Raw genomic sequence first — 17,015 nt, forward strand, 5'->3', positions numbered from 1 at the left:
GCGCGCGCGCGACCTGCCAAGCAGGGTCCATCGCAGAACCTTGAGAGAGAGTTGCCATGATCCGCCACGTCCTCGCCGCCACCGCGGCGCTGTCGGTCGCCGCCTGCAATGCCGCCATGGAAGAATCGCAGGCCGATGCCGCGCTCGACATCCCCGAGGTCGAAGTGCCCGAAATCCCGGTCGACACGATCCGCGAGGCGACGCGGGTCCTCTCGTCCGACGAGTTCGAGGGCCGCCTGCCCGGCACGGCGGGCGAGGAGAAGACGCTCGCCTACCTGGTCGAGCAGTTCGAGCAGGCCGGCCTGCAGCCGGGCAACGACGGCAGCTGGTTCCAGGACGTGCCGCTGGTGGAGATCACCGGCCGCGACTTCGCGCCGCTGACGGTCGAGGCCGGCGAACAGACGATGACGTTCGACTATGCCGACGACTGGGTCGGCGTGTCCTACCGCGAAACGCCGCGGACCACGGTGGAAGACAGCGAACTCGTCTTCGTCGGCTACGGCATCAACGCGCCGGAGAAAGGCTGGAACGATTACGAGGGCGTGGACATGACCGGCAAGACCGCGGTCATCCTGGTCAACGACCCCGATTACGAGGCCGAGACGCTCGACGGGCCGTTCAACGGCAAGGCGATGACCTATTACGGTCGCTGGACCTACAAGTACGAAGAGGCCGCGCGCCAGGGCGCGACCGGCGCGATCATCGTTCACGACACCTATCCCGCCTCCTACGGGTGGACGACGGTGCGCAACTCGTGGTCCGGCCCGCAGGCCTATGCCCAGCGCGAGGACGGCGGGGCAGACCAGACGGTGATGAACGGCTGGGTCCAGAAGGCAGTGGCCGAACGGATCCTCGATGCCACGGGGCACAGCCTGGCCGACCTGTCGGCCGCGGCGAAGCAAAAGGGGTTCGAGCCCGTGCCGCTCGGGGCCACGGTCTCGACATCGTTCGCGAACGACACCCGCAGTTTCTCCTCGAAGAACGTGGTCGGCATCCTTCCCGGGGCCGAGCGCCCTGATGAATACGTGCTTCACACCGCGCACTGGGACCACCTCGGCCGGTGTGCGCCCGGGGAGGAGGACGAGATCTGCAACGGCGCGATCGACAACGCCACCGGCACGGCGGCGCTGATCGCGCTGGCCGAAGCCCACGCCAAGGCCGGGGCGCCCGACCGGACGCTGGTGTTCCTCGCCGTGACGGCGGAGGAACAGGGGCTGCTGGGCTCCGAATACTACGGCGCGAACCCGGTCTTCCCGTTCGAACGGACGGTGGGCGGGGTCAACATGGATGCGCTCTCGCTCGCCGGGCCGGCCAACGACGTGACCGTCGTCGGCCCGGGCAAGTCGCAGCTCGACGATTTCCTTGCCGCCGCGCTGGAAGCCGAAGGCCGCGTGGGTACGCCCAACCCCTCGCCCGAGGCGGGCTATTACTATCGTTCCGACCACTTCTCGATGGCCAAGCGCGGGCTGCCGATGCTCTACGTCGATGGCGGGCAGGACCTGGTCGAAGGCGGCACCGAAGCCGGCAAGGCCTATGAAGACCGCTATCGCGAAACCGCCTATCACGCGGTCGGCGACGAGTTCGACGAGAACTGGGACTGGTCGGGCGTCGCCCAGGACCTGCGCCTCTATTACCGGCTCGGCCGGATGCTGGCGATGTCCACCGCCTGGCCGAACTGGCGCGAAGGCGACGAGTTCCGCCGCACCCGCGACGAGTCCTGCGCCGCGGAGGGCGGGTGTTGACGCCCGGCCGTTGATCGCAGGGGTCCGGCAGATGCCGACGATGCCCCCCGAATGGGCGCCTCAGGCGTGGCTGTGGATCGGCTTCCCGCACGATGCCGACGAATGGCCCGGCTATCTGGAACGGGCGCAGGAGCAGGTGGCCGCTTTCGCCAATGCCGTGGCCGAAAGCGGGCAGGACGTGCGGCTGCTGGTGCGCGATGCCGCGAACGAGGCGCGCGCGCGGTCGCTCGTCTCCGCCGGCGTCCGGCTGGAACGGCGCACCTTCGGCGACATCTGGCTGCGCGACACCGGCCCGCTGGTCCGCGACGACGGCTCTGCCCTGCGCTGCGCTTTCAACGGCTGGGGCGGCAAGTACGAGATGCCCGGCGACCGCGAGATCGGGGCGGATCTGGCGCGCGATGCCGGCCTGCCGCTCGCCGTGTCGGACTGGATCCTCGAAGGCGGGGCGATCGACGGGGACGGGACCGGCCTGGTCGTGACGACCGAGCAGTGCCTGCTCAACCCCAATCGCAACCCCGCTCTCTCGCGGGCGGAGATCGAGGCGCGGCTGGCGCGCGACCTCGGCTTCACCCGCGTGCTGTGGCTGGGCGACGGGCTGGTCAACGACCATACCGACGGGCACGTCGACAACCTCGCCCGCTTCGTCGGCCCCGGCCGGCTGGCCCTGCCGCGCGCGACCGGGCCGGACGATCCCAATGCCGCGATCTATGCCGATGCGCGGGACCGGGCCGAGGCGTTCGGGGTGGACGTGTGCGAGATCCCGTCCCCCGGCCTGGTGACGCGGGGCGATATCGTCGAGCCGGCAAGCTACGCCAACTTCGCGATCACGACGAACCTGGTGGTCGTGCCGACGTTCGGCTCGATCCACGACGAGGACGGGGTCGCGGCCATCGCCTCGCTATTCCCCGATCGGGCGACGATCGGCCTTCCCGCCGACGCGGTCCTGGCCGGCGGCGGCGGGTTCCACTGCGCCAGCCAGCAGATGCCGGCCCTGGGCCCGCGCGCTTAACCCTTCGTTAGCCACCTCGGCGCATAGCGGGCGGCATGGACCTGCAACGCGCCCTTGCCCCCGCGCCCGAACCGCGGGCCGTCGCATGGCTTCGCACCGGGCTGGTATGCGCCTGCGCGGGCGCGCTGATCGGCGCAGGGCCGCTGGCCCCCGCGCTGCCGCTATAGGAGCTTGACCAGCGCGGCCACGGCCGAGGCGGCGAGGACCAGCGCGACGAACCCCCGCCAGGCGCGGTCGTCGATCCGGTCGGACGCGAGGTTGCCGAGCCAGTTGCCGAGCACGACCATCGGGAAGAGCAGAACGCCGAGCAGCGCCAGGCGCCAGTGCATGACGCCCAGCGCCGCGCCCGAGAGCAGCCCCGCGAGCGCGGCGACGGTGAAGATCAGCAGCATCGAGGCCTTGGCCGTGCGGCGCGCGATCGCGCGGCCGACGTAATAGGGCACGACCGGCGGCCCCGGCATCCCCGCGAAGCCTGTCAGGAGCCCGCTCGAAAGGCCGGTCGCCACGGTCGCGACCCGGCCCGGGCGGTTCGCGGCGCGCACCGGGCGCAGAACGGCGACGAAGGCGGAAATGGCGACCAGCGCGATCAGCATTCGCGCCAGGGGCGCGGGCGTGACGGCCAGCAGCGCGAGGCCGGGAGCGGTCGCCACCGCGACCAGCGCCGATATGGCAAGGGCGGAGCGATCCGCCTCGCGCAGCAGGCGCCGCAGTTCGGCCAGGCCGACCAGCAGGGCGACGACATTGGTGACCAGCACCGCCTCGACCGGCGTCAGCGCCAGCGCGAGGACGGGCACGAGGATGATCGCCATGCCGAAGCCGGCCACCCCGCGCACGAACGCGCCGGCGAACGTGATTGCCAGCGCGATCGCGATCGCCGGCCAGGTAAACCCTGCGACGAGTTCCACCGCCGCGGGCTAGCGCAAGTCGGGCGGCGTGGCTTCCTCCGCCAGCATCGCGATCGCTTCGTCCAGCGGCACGATCTTCTGCTGCTGCTGGCCCAGGGTGCGCACGGCGACCGTGCCTTCCTCCGCTTCGCGCTTGCCCACGACCAGCAGGTGCGGGACCTTGGCCAGCGAGTGTTCGCGCACCTTGTAGTTGATCTTCTCGTTCCTCAGGTCGCTTTCTGCCCGGATCCCGGCGTCGGCCAGCTTCTGCAACACCTCCCCCGCATAACCGTCTGCATCCGAAACGATCGTCGCGACGACGGCCTGCGTCGGGGCGAGCCAGACCGGCAGGCGACCGGCGTAATGCTCGATCAGGATGCCGATGAAGCGTTCGTAGGAGCCGAAGATCGCCCGGTGCAGCATGACGGGGCGATGCTTCTCGCCGTCTTCGCCGACATAGGTCGCGTCGAGCCGTTCGGGCAGGACCCGGTCGGACTGGATCGTGCCGACCTGCCAGGTGCGGCCGATCGCATCGGTCAGGTGCCATTCGAGCTTGGGGGCGTAGAACGCGCCTTCGCCGGGCAGTTCCTCCCACCCGTATTCCGCGGTCGCCATGCCGGCATCGATCACCGCCTGGCGCAGTTCCGCTTCCGCCTTGTCCCAGTCGGCGTCGCTGCCGAAACGCTGCTCGGGCCGCAGGGCGAGCTTGATCTCGTAGGTGAAGCCGAAATCCTTGTAGATCCGGTCAGCCAGCTCGCAGAACTTGCGCACTTCGTCGACGATCTGGCCCTCGGTGCAGAAGATGTGGGCATCGTCCTGCGTGAACTGGCGCACCCGCATCAGGCCGTGCAGCGCCCCGTGCGGCTCGTTGCGATGGCAGCAGCCGTTCTCGTAGAGGCGCAGCGGCAGGTCGCGATAGCTGGTAATGCCCTGCTTGAAGACGAGCACGTGGGCCGGGCAGTTCATCGGCTTGAGCGCCATCCATTCGGCCGCGTCGGACACCAGTGGCCCCTCGTCCTCGACATTGGGAACCTCGTCCGGGATCACGAACATGTTCTCGCGATACTTGCCCCAGTGGCCGGACTGTTCCCACTGGCGCGCGTCCATCACCTGCGGCGTCTTGATCTCGCGATAGCCGGCATCGTCGATCGCCCGGCGCATGTAGGATTCGAGCGCGCGCCAGATGCGATAGCCCTGCGGGTGCCAGAACACGCTGCCGTGAGCCTCTTCCTGCAGGTGGAACAGGTCCATCTCGCGGCCCAGCTTGCGGTGGTCGCGCTTGGCGGCCTCCTCCAGCCGGGTCAGGTGGGCGTTGAGCTGCTTCTTGTTGAGCCAGCCGGTGCCGTATATCCGCGTGAGCTGCGCGTTCTTCTGGTCGCCGCGCCAGTAGGCTCCGGCCACCCGCATCAGCTTGAACGCCTGGGGGTCGAGCTTGCCGGTGCTGGCGAGGTGCGGCCCGCGGCACATGTCGAGCCAGGCGCCCTCGCTGCCCGGCTCGCCCGACCAGTAGACGGTCAGCTCCTCGTCTTCCGGCAGTTCCTTCGCCCATTCGGCCTTGAACGTCTCGCCCTCGGCCTCCCACTTGGCGATCAGCTGCTCGCGGCTCCAGACCTCGCGCACCAGCGGCTTGTCGGCCCTGATGATCTCGCGCATCTTCTCCTCGATCGCCGGCAGGTCGTCCATCGAGAACGGATCGCGGCTGTCGGGGGCCTTCACGTCGTAATAGAACCCGTCGTCGGTCGCCGGGCCGAACGTGATCTGCGTGCCCGGCCACAGGGCCTGGACCGCCTCCGCCAGGACGTGGGCGTAATCGTGGCGGACCAGCTCCAGCGCCTCGTCCTCGTCGCGCGCGGTGATCAGCGCCAACTCGGCATCGCCCTCGAACGGGCGGTTGAGGTCGCGCACCTCGCCCCCCGTGCCGTGATCGACCCGAGCCGCCAGCGCGGCCTTGGCCAGGCCCGGGCCGATCGCGGCGGCGACGTCGGCCGGGGTCGTCCCCGGCTCGACCTCGCGCACCGATCCGTCGGGCAGGCTGATCTTGAGCAGTTCCGTCATCGTTTCCCGTTACCGTTTTTCGCGTGCGGCGCCCCCGTCGGCACCGGTCGCAGGTGCCATGGCACAGGCGCGCGCGCGCTTGAAGAGCGGCGTTGGCTGATTGGCGATTTCGGGGAGGAACGCCGCACCACCCGAAACCGGGCGGCGGCGGATCGCGTCAGCGCGCGACCGACCGCACCCGGCGGGGCCGGGTAGTGGTGGTAGTCGCCGCGAAGAAGCGTGTCGCGTTCATGCCGGGCGCGATAGCCGGTGGCGGGTGGCGGATCAAGGCAGGAGGAACGACAAGCCAGCCCGTCAAAATGTCCAGCGTCCTTGACATGGAGTGTTATTGTGTCCATGTTCCTTTACATCGAATCAAGGGAGCTTGACCTTATGCCCTCTATCCGGCCCTTTCTCTGGGCGATTGCCGTTGTCACCGTGGCGCTGCTCAACATCGCTGATGTGCTGCCCGACTGGGCGACGATCGCTGCGATCCTGACGCTGCCGTTCATGGCTACGCTCTCGGGAATGCACTGCCGGCCTGCGAAGGGGATCGACCAGTGACATCCGACCGTTCCGTTTCCGGCCGACCGCCGGCCGGTCGCGCCCGCTGGCTGTGGGGCGGCCTGATGGTTGCATCTTTCGCCGTGATCGCAGGTCTGCGCTCGAGCGGGGCGATCAATGAACCGACCGGCTTCATCCTGCTCGCTCTGGCCATGTTGCAGATGATCCCTCTCGTTCGCGCCGGACTGGCGCACCAGCGCGAAACCGGACATCTCAGCCCGGCCGTCCTGCGCTACACCCGGCGCTTCATGGGTGCGACGTTCGGCTATGTCCTGGGAATGGGCCTGGCTGTGATGCTGCACGAGCGGATGGGGCTGAGCGGTCCGGAAGCCTTCGCCATCGCATTGCTGCCGGTGCTGCCGGTTTTCGCCATGATCTGGGCGATGGGGCGCTATCTTGTCGAGGAGGACGACGAGTTCCTGCGTCACCGTGCGACGCTCGCTTCGCTGTTCGGGCTGGGCGTCGTGCTCGCGCTGGGCAGTTTCTGGGGGTTCCTGGAGACTTTCGGCGTGGTTCCGCATATCTGGGCCTGGTGGACCTTCCCGGTCTGGGCGATCGGCATGGGCGTGTCGCAGGGCTGGATGGCCTGGCGCGATCGCGCGGGTGGCGAAGAGTGAAGAACCGCCTCAAGGTGCTTCGCGCCGAACGCGACTGGAGCCAGCAGGACCTGGCGCGGCGGCTGGAAGTTTCGCGCCAGAGCGTCAACGCGATCGAGACGGGGCGTTACGATCCCTCCCTCCCGCTGGCCTTCCGTATTGCGGCATTGTTCGAAATGCCGATCGAGGATATATTCATCCCCGACTGAGAGGGAGCCATGAAGCACGTCGCTGCACTGCTGCTCGCCTGCCTGCTGGTTGCCGGGTGCAACGGGCGGACGGAGGAGCCGTCGTACTTCGAATACGCGCCGCCGCTCTACTGACGCGGGTTGCCTTGGGCCCCGCCCGGCGGGCATGGCCGGGGCATGACCGACGAAATCGATTTCCACGAACCGGGCGATGGCCGCCGTATCGCCTTCCGTCACCACCCGGGCGAGGGCGAGGGCGCGGCGCGGCCGACGCTGGTTTTCCTGCCCGGCTACATGTCCGACATGGCCGGGGGAAAGGCCACGGCGATCCATGGCTGGGCCGTGGCCCGGGGGCAGCCGTGCCTCCTGCTCGATTATTCCGGATGCGGGCGCAGCACGGGCGATTTTGCCCAGGGCACGCTGTCGCGCTGGCGCGAGGAAGTGCTGTCGCTGGTCGAGGCGCAGGTCGCGGGCGCCGTCGTCCTGGTCGGCTCCTCGATGGGCGGATGGCTGATGCTGCTGGCCGGGGAGGCGCTCGGCCGCCGGCTGGCCGGAATGGTCGGGATCGCGGCCGCGCCGGATTTCTCCGACTGGGGGTACGACGATGACCAGAAGGCCCAGCTGGCGGCCGGGCACACGGTGTTCGAAGACAATCCCTACGGGCCCGAGCCGACCCCGACCCACCCGGGTTTCTGGCAGGACGCGCAGCGCCAGCGCCTGCTTTCGCGCGAGATCGCGATCGATTGCCCGGTGCGCCTGCTGCATGGCCAGGCCGATCCCGACGTCCCGTGGGGGACCAGCCTGCGCACCGCCGCTGCCCTGCGTTCGGACGACGTACAGGTGACTTTCGTGAAAGACGGCGATCATCGCCTCTCGCGCGAACAGGATATCGCCCTGCTGTTGCGGACGCTGGCCGCGCTCCCCATCCCATAGCAGGCAGCAAACGATCAGGAGCCTGCCCCGATGACCCTGCTTCTTGCCCTCATGCTCCAGGTCGGCCCCGCGCCGACCTCCGAGCCGATCCCCGCGCTTCCGCCGGAGATGGAGCAGCAGCGCGCCGACCGCGCGCGGCGGGCCGCGGCCGCGGAAGACGTCGTGGCGCCCAGCAGGCTGGCCCAGTGCCTTGCCCGCACCCGCCGCGACCCAGGCGGCGCGGTGGAGGAGGCGGAGGCCTGGCTGGAAAGCGCGCGCGGAGCGCAGCGGGGCGACGCGGGCCAGTGCCTCGGCGTCGCCCAGGCGCAGCTGGGGCAGGGGGCCGCTTCGGCCGAGACGTTCCTGGCCGCGCGCGACGCGACCCCGGAAGGCGACTTGCGCCTGCGGGCCCTGCGCGGCGCGCTCGCCGGGGGCGCCCTGCTGGGCGAAGGCGATCCCGCCGGCGCGCTCGCGCTGCTCGATGTCGCGCGCGAGGATGCGCGCGCGGCCGGGGAAGGAACGATTGCCGGGCAGATCGCGCTCGACCGGGCGATCGCGCTCGTCGCGCTCGACCGGGCGGACGAGGCGGCACAGGCCCTGGCGGCGGCGCGCGCCGCCCTGCCCGACAATGCCCAGGCCTGGTTGCTTTCGGCGACCCTCTCGCGCCGCACCGGCGACCTGGCCGAGGCCCAAGCGCGGATCGAACGCGCGGCCGAACTGGCGCCCCGCGATCCGGCGGTGGGGCTGGAGGCGGGCGTCATCGCCGCCATGGCCGGCCGCGACGAGGCCGCGCGGCGCAGCTGGCTCTCGGTAATCGAAATGGCACCCGACAGCCCGGCCGCGGCGCGCGCCCAGGCCTATATCGACCGACTGGAGCCTGCATGACCGACCTTTCCGTTCTCGATCTTGTCCCGGTGCGCGAAGGCGGCACGCTGGAAGAAGCCTATGCCGCCAGCGCCGCGCTCGCCCGCACGGCGGAGGCTGCCGGTTACAAGCGTTTCTGGATCGCCGAACACCACGCGATGGAGGGGATCGGCGGGGCCGCGACCGCGGTCGTGATCGGCCATGTCGGCCAGGCGACCTCGACCATTCGCATCGGCGCGGGCGGGATCATGCTGCCCAACCACAACCCCTTCGTGATCGCCGAGCAGTTCGGCACGCTCGCCGCGCTTTTCCCCGGGCGCATCGATCTCGGCCTCGGCCGTGCCCCCGGCGCCGGGCCCGAACTGCAGCGCGCCTTGCGCAAGGATCTTCACCGCGCCGCCGAGCTCTTCCCGCAGGACGTGGCCGAGCTGCGCGCCATGCTGTCGGGCGATCCGGACCTGGCGGTCCGGCCGACGCCGGGCCACGGCGCGCAAGTGGAAATGTGGATGCTCGGCTCCAGCCTCTTCGGCGCACAGCTCGCGGCGCGGCTGGGCCTGCCCTACGCCTTCGCCAGCCATTTCGCGCCGACCCACCTCGATGCCGCCCTGGCGCTCTATCGCCGCGACTTCCAGCCTTCGGAACACCTCGGCCGGCCGCATGTCATGGCGGCGATGACGGTGTTCGCGGCGCCGAGCGAGGAAGAGGCGGAGCTGATCGCCTCGTCGCAGGCGCAGAGCTTCGTCCGGCTGCGCACCGGCAACCCGGGGCGCCTGCCGCCGCCCGTTCCCGGCTATCGCGACTCCCTGCCGCCACAGGCGCGCGCGATCCTCGACCACATCGGCGAAGCCTCGGCCATCGGGACCCCGGCGCAAGTGAAGGACCGGATAGAGGCCTTCGTCGCGCGCACGGGGGCGGACGAGATCATGCTCTCGGGCGCGACATATGCCCCCGAAGCGCGGGCCCGGACGCTCGAACTGGTGGCCGAGGCCCTGGCCTGAGCCGGCCCCCCGGCGGCCGGGCGGGCGGGTTTTCGCCCGCCCCCGCCGTAGCGGAAAGGCGGGCCGGAAACGTGGCTTGCAGCGCGAACGACTTGGGCGTAGGCGCGCAATATTATTGCCGCGTCGTCGGCGTCTTTGGGCGGGCGTTCGAGCGCCCGATGGAGCGATTTCGATGGGTTCCCGAGCAGCTGCGCCTTCCGGCAAGTCTCAACGCGAACAGGCCGTTCCCTCCTCTCTCGTCGGCGCGCTGACCGAACGGATCTGCGATTCGCTCCTGCCCGGCGATACGCCTTTCGCGACCGAGAAGGTGCGCGACGCGGCCGGTTTCATGCTCGAGGCGGCGGCCCGGCGGGAACCGGGTGAAGCGGCGATCGCGCTCGCTTCCGCCACCGACGAGCGGCGCTTCATGCGCATCGCGCTGATCAACGACGACATGCCGTTCCTGGTCGATTCGATCGCGGCGACGATCGCGGCGCAGGGGCTGGCGATCGACCGGCTGGTCCACCCGGTGATCCATACCCGCCGCGACGCGGACGGCACGCTGCGCGAGATCGCTTCCCAGCGGGGCGAGGACACGCGGCGCGAATCGATGGTCTACGTCGAGACCGTGCGGATCGACGCGCGCCAGCGGCGGGGGCTGGAGCGCGAGCTGCGCACGACCCTGGCCGACGTTCATGCCGCCGTGGCCGACTGGCCGAAAATGCGCGAGGCGATGCGCGCCGACGCCGCGCGGATCGACGATGCCGAAGGGGCGGAGCTGCTGCGCTGGCTCGAAGGCGGGATGCTGACGCAGCTCGGCCACTTGCGCCGCCACCGCGACGGCAGCCATTCCGATCTCCTGGGGATCTGCCGCAAGAGCGCGCGCCAGATCCTGGCCGATGCGTCCTACGAACGCGCGTTCGACTGGTTCGGCGCGGCCGAGGAAGGGCGCGAACTGCTGATCATCAAGGCCAACCGCCTTTCCAACGTCCATCGCCGGGTCCCGCTCGACCTGTTCATCGCCCCGATCCGCGAGGGCGGGAAGGTCACCGCGCTGTCGATCCATGCCGGCGTGTGGACGAGCGCGGCCCTCGCGGCCACCCCGACCCAGGTGCCGCGCCTGCGCGCGCGGGTTTCCAGCCTGATGGAGAAATTCGAGTTCGACGCCGGCGGCCATGCGGGCAAGGCGCTGGTCCATGCGCTGACCGCGCTGCCGCACGATCTCGTGATCGGCTTTTCGGACGAGGATATCGAGCGGGTGGCGACCGCGATGATGAGCCTGGTCGATCGCCCGCGCCCGCGCCTCGCGCTGGTCGAGGCGCCGCTCGCCCGGCACCTCTTCGCCTTCGTGTGGATGCCGCGCGACATGCTCTCGACCCAGGTGCGCCACCAGATCGTGGACCTGCTGGAGCAGGGCGCCGGGGCGACGATGCTCGACTGGAGCCTGCAGGTCGAAGGCGGCAACCTCGCCATGCTGCGCTTCGTGCTCGACTTGCGCGGCGGCCAGGTCGCCACGCCCGAGGCGGAGCTGGAAGCGCGGTTGCAGAAGATGCTGCGCGGCTGGGCCGAGGCGGTCGAGGGCGAACTGGCCGAACAGATGGAAGCCGGCCGCGCGGCCGCCATCGCGACCCGGTTCGCCGAGGCTTTTCCCGCCGCCTATCGCGCGGACTACGGCCCGGCAGAGGCCGCGCGCGACATTGCCCGGATGCGCCATCTCTCGGCGCTCGAATCGGAAACCCCGGGCGAGGCCCCCCTGCAGCGCGATGCGCGTCTCTATGCGTTCGAGCGCGACGGCGCGGCCGAATTGCGGCTCAAGATCTACGAGCACGAAGGCGCCCTGCCGCTTTCCGACGCCGTGCCGGCGCTGGAGAACTTCGGTTTCCGCGTCCTGGCCGAGATCCCGACCCCGCTCGAGGACGGACGGCTGGGCACGGTCCACGATTTCACGCTCGCCCTGCCCGAAGGCGATGCGATCGACCCGCTGCTGGAGCGGGCCGACGCGATCGAGCAGGCGATTGCCGCGGTCCTCAACGGCTGGGCGGAGGACGACCCGTTCAACCGGCTGGTGATCGGCGCCGCCCTGAGCGCGGACGAGGCGAACTGGCTGCGCGCGTTCTATCGCTACCTGCGGCAGGCGGGGGTCAGCTTCACGATCTATACCGTCGTCGATGCGCTCGACCGCGCGCCCGGCGTCACCCGCGCGCTGGTGCGCCTGTTCGCCGCCCGCCACGATCCCGATTTCGAGGGCGACCGGGAAGCGGCCACGCGCGAGTGCGAGGCGGCGATCAAGCAGGGCCTCGCCCGGGTCGCGGCGATCAACGACGACAGGCTGCTGCGCCTCTATCACGCCGTCATCGGCGCGATTTTGCGGACCAACGCCTTTGCCCCGGCGGGGCAGGAGGCGCTGGCCTTCAAGATCGATTCGCAGCTCGTGCCCAACCTGCCGCGGCCGATCCCCTGGCGCGAGATCTTCGTCTATTCGCGGCGGGTCGAGGGCATTCACCTGCGCGCCGGCCCGGTCGCGCGCGGGGGCCTGCGCTGGTCCGACCGGCGGGACGACTTCAGGACCGAGATCCTCGGCCTGATGAAGGCCCAGCGGGTCAAGAACGCGGTGATCGTGCCGACCGGCGCGAAAGGCGGGTTCTATCCCAAGCAATTGCCCGCCCCGGACAAGGACCGCGCCGCCTGGGCCGCCGAAGGGCAGGCGAGCTACGAGATCTTCATCCGCACCCTGCTGTCGGTGACCGACAACCTCGAAGGCGACAAGGTCGTCCACCCGCCGCGGGTGGTGATCCGCGACGGGGAAGATCCCTATTTCGTGGTCGCGGCCGACAAGGGCACGGCGCGCTTTTCCGACGTCGCCAACGCGATCGCCGAGAAACGCGATTTCTGGCTCGGCGATGCCTTCGCCAGCGGCGGGTCCAACGGCTACGATCACAAGGCCATGGGCATTACCGCCCGCGGGGCCTGGGTCTCGGTCCAGCGGCACTTCCTCGAAATGGGGATCGACGTGCAGAGCGAGCCGGTGCGCGTGGCCGGCTGCGGCGACATGTCGGGCGACGTCTTCGGCAACGGCATGCTGCTGTCGAAGGCGATCAAGCTGGTCGCCGCCTTCGACCATCGCCACATCTTCATCGACCCCGATCCCGATCCGGCGAAAAGCTGGCAGGAACGCAAGCGCCTGTTCGACCTCCCGGCCTCGAGCTGGGAAGACTATGACAAGGCGCTGATCTCCAAGGGCGGCGGGGTCTGGTCGCGCACGACCAAGCGGATCCCGATCTCCGCCCCGATGCGCCGCCTGCTGGGGGTCGATGCCAGGGAGCTGGAGCCCGAGGCGCTGATTTCCGCGATCCTGAAGGCGCAAGTGGACCTGATCTGGTTCGGCGGCATCGGCACTTATGTAAAGAGCCGTTCGGAGAACAACGTCCAGGTCGGCGACCCGGCGAACGATGTCCTGCGCGTCGATGCCGCGGACCTGCGGGCGCGGGTGATCGGCGAAGGCGCCAACCTGGGCGTGACCCAAGCCGGGCGGATCGAGTTCGCGCTGCGCGGCGGGCGGATCAACACCGATTTCATCGACAACTCGGCCGGGGTCGACTGTTCGGACAACGAGGTGAACATCAAGATCGCGCTGGCCGGCGCCCGCCGGGCCGGCCGCCTGTCGGAACCGCGGCGCAACAAGCTGCTGACCGAGATGACCGACGAGGTCGCGGAACTGGTGCTGGAAGACAACCGGCTCCAGGCCCTGGCACTCTCGATCGCCGAGCTGGGCGGCGCGAAGGCGACCGCCTCGCAGCTGCGCCTGATCGAGACGCTGGAAGATCGCGGGTACCTCGACCGGCGGACAGAGGGGCTGGCCGACGGCGAAGCCCTGGCGCGCCGGGCGAGCGACGGCGCGGGCCTGGCCCGGCCCGAGCTGGCGGTGCTCCTGTCTTCCACCAAGCTGGTCCTGCAGGACGCGATCGAGCAGTCGCCCCTGCCCGACGAGCCGGCGCTGGAGCCCGACCTGTTCGGGTATTTCCCCGCGCCGATGCGGGCGAAGTTCAAGGCGCAGATCCTCGATCACCGGCTCCGCCGCGAGATCATTGCGACCAGCCTTGCGAACCGGATCGTCAACCGCCTCGGCCTCGTCAACCCGTTCGAACTGGCGGAAGAGGAAGGGGTCGAGCTGGCGCAGGTCGCCGCGGCTTTCGTCGCCGCGGAGAAGCTGTTCGGGATCGAGGCGTTGTGGGACCGGCTCGACCGGGCCGCCATGCCCGAATCGGCGCGGATCATGCTGTTCGACCGGGTCGCGACCGCGATGCGCAGCCAGATGGCCGACCTCCTGCGCGCCGGCGTCGGCCGCGCCGGCCCCTCGCGCATCGTCGAGGAACTGTCGCGCGGCGTGGGCGAACTGGCCTCGGACACCGAGGGGCTGCTTGCGGCCGAATCGCGCCAGCAATCGGCCAAGATGCGCGCCGCCTTTGCCGAGATGGGCGCGCCGGCCGACATTGCCGCCGATGTCGCCCACCTGTTCGACATGGACGGCGCGGTCGGCCTCGCCCGCCTCGCCCGCGATGCCGAGATCGGGGCGCGGAACCTCACTTGCGCCTTCACCGATCTCGGGGCCCGGCTGGGGCTCGACTGGGCGCAGGGAACCGCCGCTCTGATGGACCCGTCCGACGTGTGGGAGCGCCTGCTGGTGGCCGGGCTTGCCCGCGATTTCCAGCAGATGCGGCTCGATTTCCTGCGGCGGCTCTCGCGGCGCAAGGATGCCAGGTCCGACCCGGCCGGGGCGGTCGCCGCGTGGGCGGAGGAGAACGAGACCGCGATCCGGCAATTCCGCGCGATGATCGGGCGGGCGCAGGCACATTCGCCGGTGGCCCCCGCGATGCTGGCGCAGATCGCCAGCCAGGCGCGCAACCTGCTCGGGCGCTGACGGGCGGGGCCGGCCGGCGGGCTTGACCCGGCGCCGGATTTGTCCAAACCCGGCGGGATGCAGAGCGCCGATATCGTTATCGTCGGCACGGGGCATGGCGGCGCACAGGCCGCCATCGCCCTGCGCCAGAACGGGTTTGCCGGATCGATCGCGATGATCGGCCGCGACCGCGAGCCGCCGTACGAACGGCCGCCGCTGTCGAAGGAATACCTTGCCGGCGAAAAGCCGTTCGAGCGGATCTATATCCGCCCGCCGCAGTTCTGGACCGACAAGGACGTGGCCCTGCGGTTGAGGACTTCGGTGGTCGCGATCGACCCGCAGGCCCGCGAAGTCGTCCTGTCCGACGAAAGCCGCATGGCTTACGGCAAGCTGGTCTGGGCCGCCGGAGGCGATCCGCGTCGGCTGGATCGCCCGGGTGCCGACCTGCCGGGCGTGCACTCGGTTCGCAACCGGGGCGACGTTGACCGGATGATGGCCGAGCTGGAGGCCGGCGCGCGCCGCGCGGTGGTGATCGGCGGCGGCTATATCGGGCTGGAGGCGGCGGCGGTCCTGCGCAAGGTCGGCTGCGAGGTCACCTTGCTGGAGGCGCTGCCCCGCGTGCTGGCCCGGGTGGCGGGGGAAGAACTCTCGCGCTTCTACGAGGCCGAGCATCGCCGGCAGGGCGTGGACGTCCGGCTGGAGGCCGCGGTCGAGCGGATCGTTGGGGAAGACAAGGTCACCGGCGTCGCCCTGAACGGGGGCGAGACCATCCCGGCGGACCTCGTGGTCGTGGGTATCGGGATCGTCCCTTCGGTCGGCCCGCTGATCGCGGCCGGGGCCGCCGGGGCGAACGGGGTCGACGTGGACGAGTTCTGCCGCACTTCGCTCGACGACGTCTATGCCATCGGCGATTGCGCGGCCCATGCCAATCCCTATGCCGGCGGCGCGGTGATCCGGCTGGAATCGGTGCAGAACGCGAACGACATGGCCAATGTCGCGGCCCGGTCCATCTGCGGCGAGGCGCGCCCCTACAACGCCGTGCCCTGGTTCTGGTCGAACCAGTACGACCTGCGCCTGCAGACCGTGGGCCTCTCGCTCGACCACGACGAGACGGTGCTGCGCGGCGACCCCGATGCGCGCAAGTTCTCGGTCGTCTACCTCAGCGAAGGGCGGGTGATCGCGCTCGATTGCGTCAATGCGACCAAGGACTATGCCCAGGGGCGCAAGCTGGTGGAGGCTGGTGCGCGCCCGGACCGCGAGGCGCTCGCCGACCCGGAGATATCGCTCAAGGCGCTGGTCTGAGCTCGCCCAGGGCCCACCGGGCCGCTTCGGCCACGACCGGGTCGGGATCGTCCAGCAGCGCGCGTACCGGCCCTTCGAGCGCGCGGTTGCCGCTGTTGCCCGCCGCGATCAGGCAATTGCGCACGAAACGGTCGCGTCCGATCCGCTTGATCGGGGAGCCGGAAAAGAGCCGTCGGAAGCCGGGATCGTCGAGCGCGAGCAGTTCGGCGAGGCGCGGCGCGACGAGTTCGGCGCGCGGGAGGAAGGCCCGGTTGCGCGCGGCGGTGGCGGCGAACTTGTTCCACGGGCACACCGCCAGGCAATCGTCGCAGCCGTAGATCCGGTTGCCGATCGCCTTGCGGAACGCGTGCGGGATCGGGCCCTTGTGCTCGATCGTGAGGTAGGAAATGCACTTGCGCGCATCGAGGCGATAGGGCGCGGGGAAGGCGTCGGTGGGGCAGGCGTCCTGGCAGGCGCGGCACGATCCGCAATTGTCGCGATGGGGCGCCGCCGGCTCCAGCTCCAGCGTGGTGTAGATCGCGGCCAGGAACAGCCACGATCCATGCTCGCGGCTGACCAGGTTGGTGTGCTTGCCCTGCCAGCCGATCCCCGCCGCCTCGCCCAGCGGTTTTTCCATCACCGGCGCGGTATCGACGAAGACCTTCAGCTCGGTGCCCGGCGCGCGTTCGACCAGCCAGCGCGCCAGCGCCTTCGCCGCCTTCTTCACCGTGTCGTGGTAATCGCGCCCCTGGGCATAGACCGAGATGCGAGCGCGTTCCCGGTCGCCCTCCAGCGCCAGCGGGTCGTGCGCGGGGGCATAGCTCATGCCCAGGGCGATGACGCTCTTCGCCTCGGGCCACATCGCCTGCGGGCCCTGGCGCACGTCGGCCCGGTCCTCCATCCATTCCATCGTCGCGTGGTGGCCGGCCGCGATCCATTCGCGCAGCCGCCGCGCCCGCTCCGGGTCGTCCGCCGCCGGGGCGATGCCCACCGCGACGAAGCCCAGCCGCGCCGCCTCGGCAAGCAGCTCGTCGCGCAGCGTGGCATCTTCTCTGTCGCCGGACATG

General features: G+C 70.2%; 13 protein-coding genes. 10 read left to right on the top strand and 3 right to left on the bottom strand.

From position 1 onward, the window contains the following. Positions 1 to 56: 56 nt before the first annotated feature. Positions 57 to 1,742, top strand: a complete 1,686-nt coding sequence (locus GRI72_RS09090) for a M28 family metallopeptidase (protein ID WP_160733575.1) — start codon at positions 57 to 59, stop codon at positions 1,740 to 1,742. A 40-nt stretch (positions 1,743 to 1,782) separates the two neighbouring features. Beyond that, entirely contained in the window at positions 1,783 to 2,751 is a 969-nt protein-coding gene (locus tag GRI72_RS09095; protein WP_160733683.1) for an agmatine deiminase family protein, read from the top strand. Positions 2,752 to 2,912: 161 nt separating this feature from the next. On the opposite strand, the gene GRI72_RS09100 is transcribed toward GRI72_RS09095, so the two are convergent. Continuing rightward, positions 2,913 to 3,656 (bottom strand): TSUP family transporter, encoded by a 744-nt coding sequence (locus tag GRI72_RS09100; RefSeq protein ID WP_160733576.1) that lies wholly within the window; start codon positions 3,654 to 3,656, stop codon positions 2,913 to 2,915. 9 nt (positions 3,657 to 3,665) lie between these two features. Continuing rightward, on the bottom strand, positions 3,666 to 5,690 hold the full coding sequence (gene thrS / locus GRI72_RS09105) for a threonine--tRNA ligase (protein ID WP_160733577.1): 2,025 nt from the start codon (positions 5,688 to 5,690) through the stop codon (positions 3,666 to 3,668). 336 nt (positions 5,691 to 6,026) lie between these two features. Here thrS and GRI72_RS09110 point away from each other — a divergent pair, with 336 nt between their 5' ends. The 8 genes from GRI72_RS09110 (at position 6,027) to GRI72_RS09145 (ending at position 15,969) form a co-directional block, all read left to right on the top strand. After that, a complete protein-coding gene (locus GRI72_RS09110) occupies positions 6,027 to 6,233 on the top strand; it encodes a hypothetical protein (RefSeq protein WP_160733578.1) in 207 nt (68 codons plus the stop codon). Between the two features lie 65 nt (positions 6,234 to 6,298). Beyond that, positions 6,299 to 6,850: a hypothetical protein gene (locus tag GRI72_RS09115; RefSeq protein WP_160733579.1), complete on the top strand. Its 552-nt coding sequence runs from the start codon at positions 6,299 to 6,301 to the stop codon at positions 6,848 to 6,850. Further along, positions 6,847 to 7,038, top strand: coding sequence for a helix-turn-helix transcriptional regulator (locus GRI72_RS09120; protein ID WP_160733580.1), 192 nt, complete (start codon positions 6,847 to 6,849; stop codon positions 7,036 to 7,038). The genes GRI72_RS09115 and GRI72_RS09120 overlap by 4 nt, the downstream gene beginning before the upstream one ends. A 156-nt stretch (positions 7,039 to 7,194) precedes the next feature. Next, a complete protein-coding gene (locus GRI72_RS09125) occupies positions 7,195 to 7,950 on the top strand; it encodes an alpha/beta hydrolase (protein ID WP_160733581.1) in 756 nt (251 codons plus the stop codon). A 30-nt stretch (positions 7,951 to 7,980) separates the two neighbouring features. Continuing rightward, a complete protein-coding gene (locus GRI72_RS09130) occupies positions 7,981 to 8,814 on the top strand; it encodes a tetratricopeptide repeat protein (protein WP_160733582.1) in 834 nt (277 codons plus the stop codon). Then, complete coding sequence (locus tag GRI72_RS09135) at positions 8,811 to 9,791, top strand: LLM class flavin-dependent oxidoreductase (protein ID WP_160733583.1); 981 nt, start codon at positions 8,811 to 8,813, stop codon at positions 9,789 to 9,791. The genes GRI72_RS09130 and GRI72_RS09135 overlap by 4 nt, the downstream gene beginning before the upstream one ends. A gap of 172 nt (positions 9,792 to 9,963) precedes the next feature. After that, entirely contained in the window at positions 9,964 to 14,688 is a 4,725-nt protein-coding gene (locus GRI72_RS09140) for an NAD-glutamate dehydrogenase (RefSeq protein WP_160733584.1), read from the top strand. A 57-nt stretch (positions 14,689 to 14,745) separates the two neighbouring features. Continuing rightward, on the top strand, positions 14,746 to 15,969 hold the full coding sequence (locus GRI72_RS09145) for an NAD(P)/FAD-dependent oxidoreductase (protein ID WP_160733585.1): 1,224 nt from the start codon (positions 14,746 to 14,748) through the stop codon (positions 15,967 to 15,969). Here the strand turns inward: GRI72_RS09145 and queG are convergent. Next, positions 15,953 to 17,014, bottom strand: coding sequence for a tRNA epoxyqueuosine(34) reductase QueG (queG, locus tag GRI72_RS09150; protein ID WP_160733586.1), 1,062 nt, complete (start codon positions 17,012 to 17,014; stop codon positions 15,953 to 15,955). The genes GRI72_RS09145 and queG overlap by 17 nt on opposite strands. Position 17,015: the final 1 nt, after the last annotated feature.

Origin of the sequence: Pelagerythrobacter marinus, assembly GCF_009827515.1 — a bacterium.
Classification (GTDB): domain Bacteria; phylum Pseudomonadota; class Alphaproteobacteria; order Sphingomonadales; family Sphingomonadaceae; genus Pelagerythrobacter; species Pelagerythrobacter marinus.

Coding starts and splice junctions, on each gene's coding strand:
- GRI72_RS09090 (WP_160733575.1), top strand. CDS start 57: ATGATCCGCCACGTCCTCGCCGCCACCGCGGCGCTGTCGGTCGCCGCC.
- GRI72_RS09095 (WP_160733683.1), top strand. CDS start 1,783: ATGCCCCCCGAATGGGCGCCTCAGGCGTGGCTGTGGATCGGCTTCCCG.
- thrS (WP_160733577.1), bottom strand. CDS start 5,690: ATGACGGAACTGCTCAAGATCAGCCTGCCCGACGGATCGGTGCGCGAG.
- GRI72_RS09110 (WP_160733578.1), top strand. CDS start 6,027: ATGTTCCTTTACATCGAATCAAGGGAGCTTGACCTTATGCCCTCTATC.
- GRI72_RS09115 (WP_160733579.1), top strand. CDS start 6,299: ATGGTTGCATCTTTCGCCGTGATCGCAGGTCTGCGCTCGAGCGGGGCG.
- GRI72_RS09125 (WP_160733581.1), top strand. CDS start 7,195: ATGACCGACGAAATCGATTTCCACGAACCGGGCGATGGCCGCCGTATC.
- GRI72_RS09130 (WP_160733582.1), top strand. CDS start 7,981: ATGACCCTGCTTCTTGCCCTCATGCTCCAGGTCGGCCCCGCGCCGACC.
- GRI72_RS09135 (WP_160733583.1), top strand. CDS start 8,811: ATGACCGACCTTTCCGTTCTCGATCTTGTCCCGGTGCGCGAAGGCGGC.
- GRI72_RS09140 (WP_160733584.1), top strand. CDS start 9,964: ATGGGTTCCCGAGCAGCTGCGCCTTCCGGCAAGTCTCAACGCGAACAG.
- GRI72_RS09145 (WP_160733585.1), top strand. CDS start 14,746: ATGCAGAGCGCCGATATCGTTATCGTCGGCACGGGGCATGGCGGCGCA.
- queG (WP_160733586.1), bottom strand. CDS start 17,014: ATGTCCGGCGACAGAGAAGATGCCACGCTGCGCGACGAGCTGCTTGCC.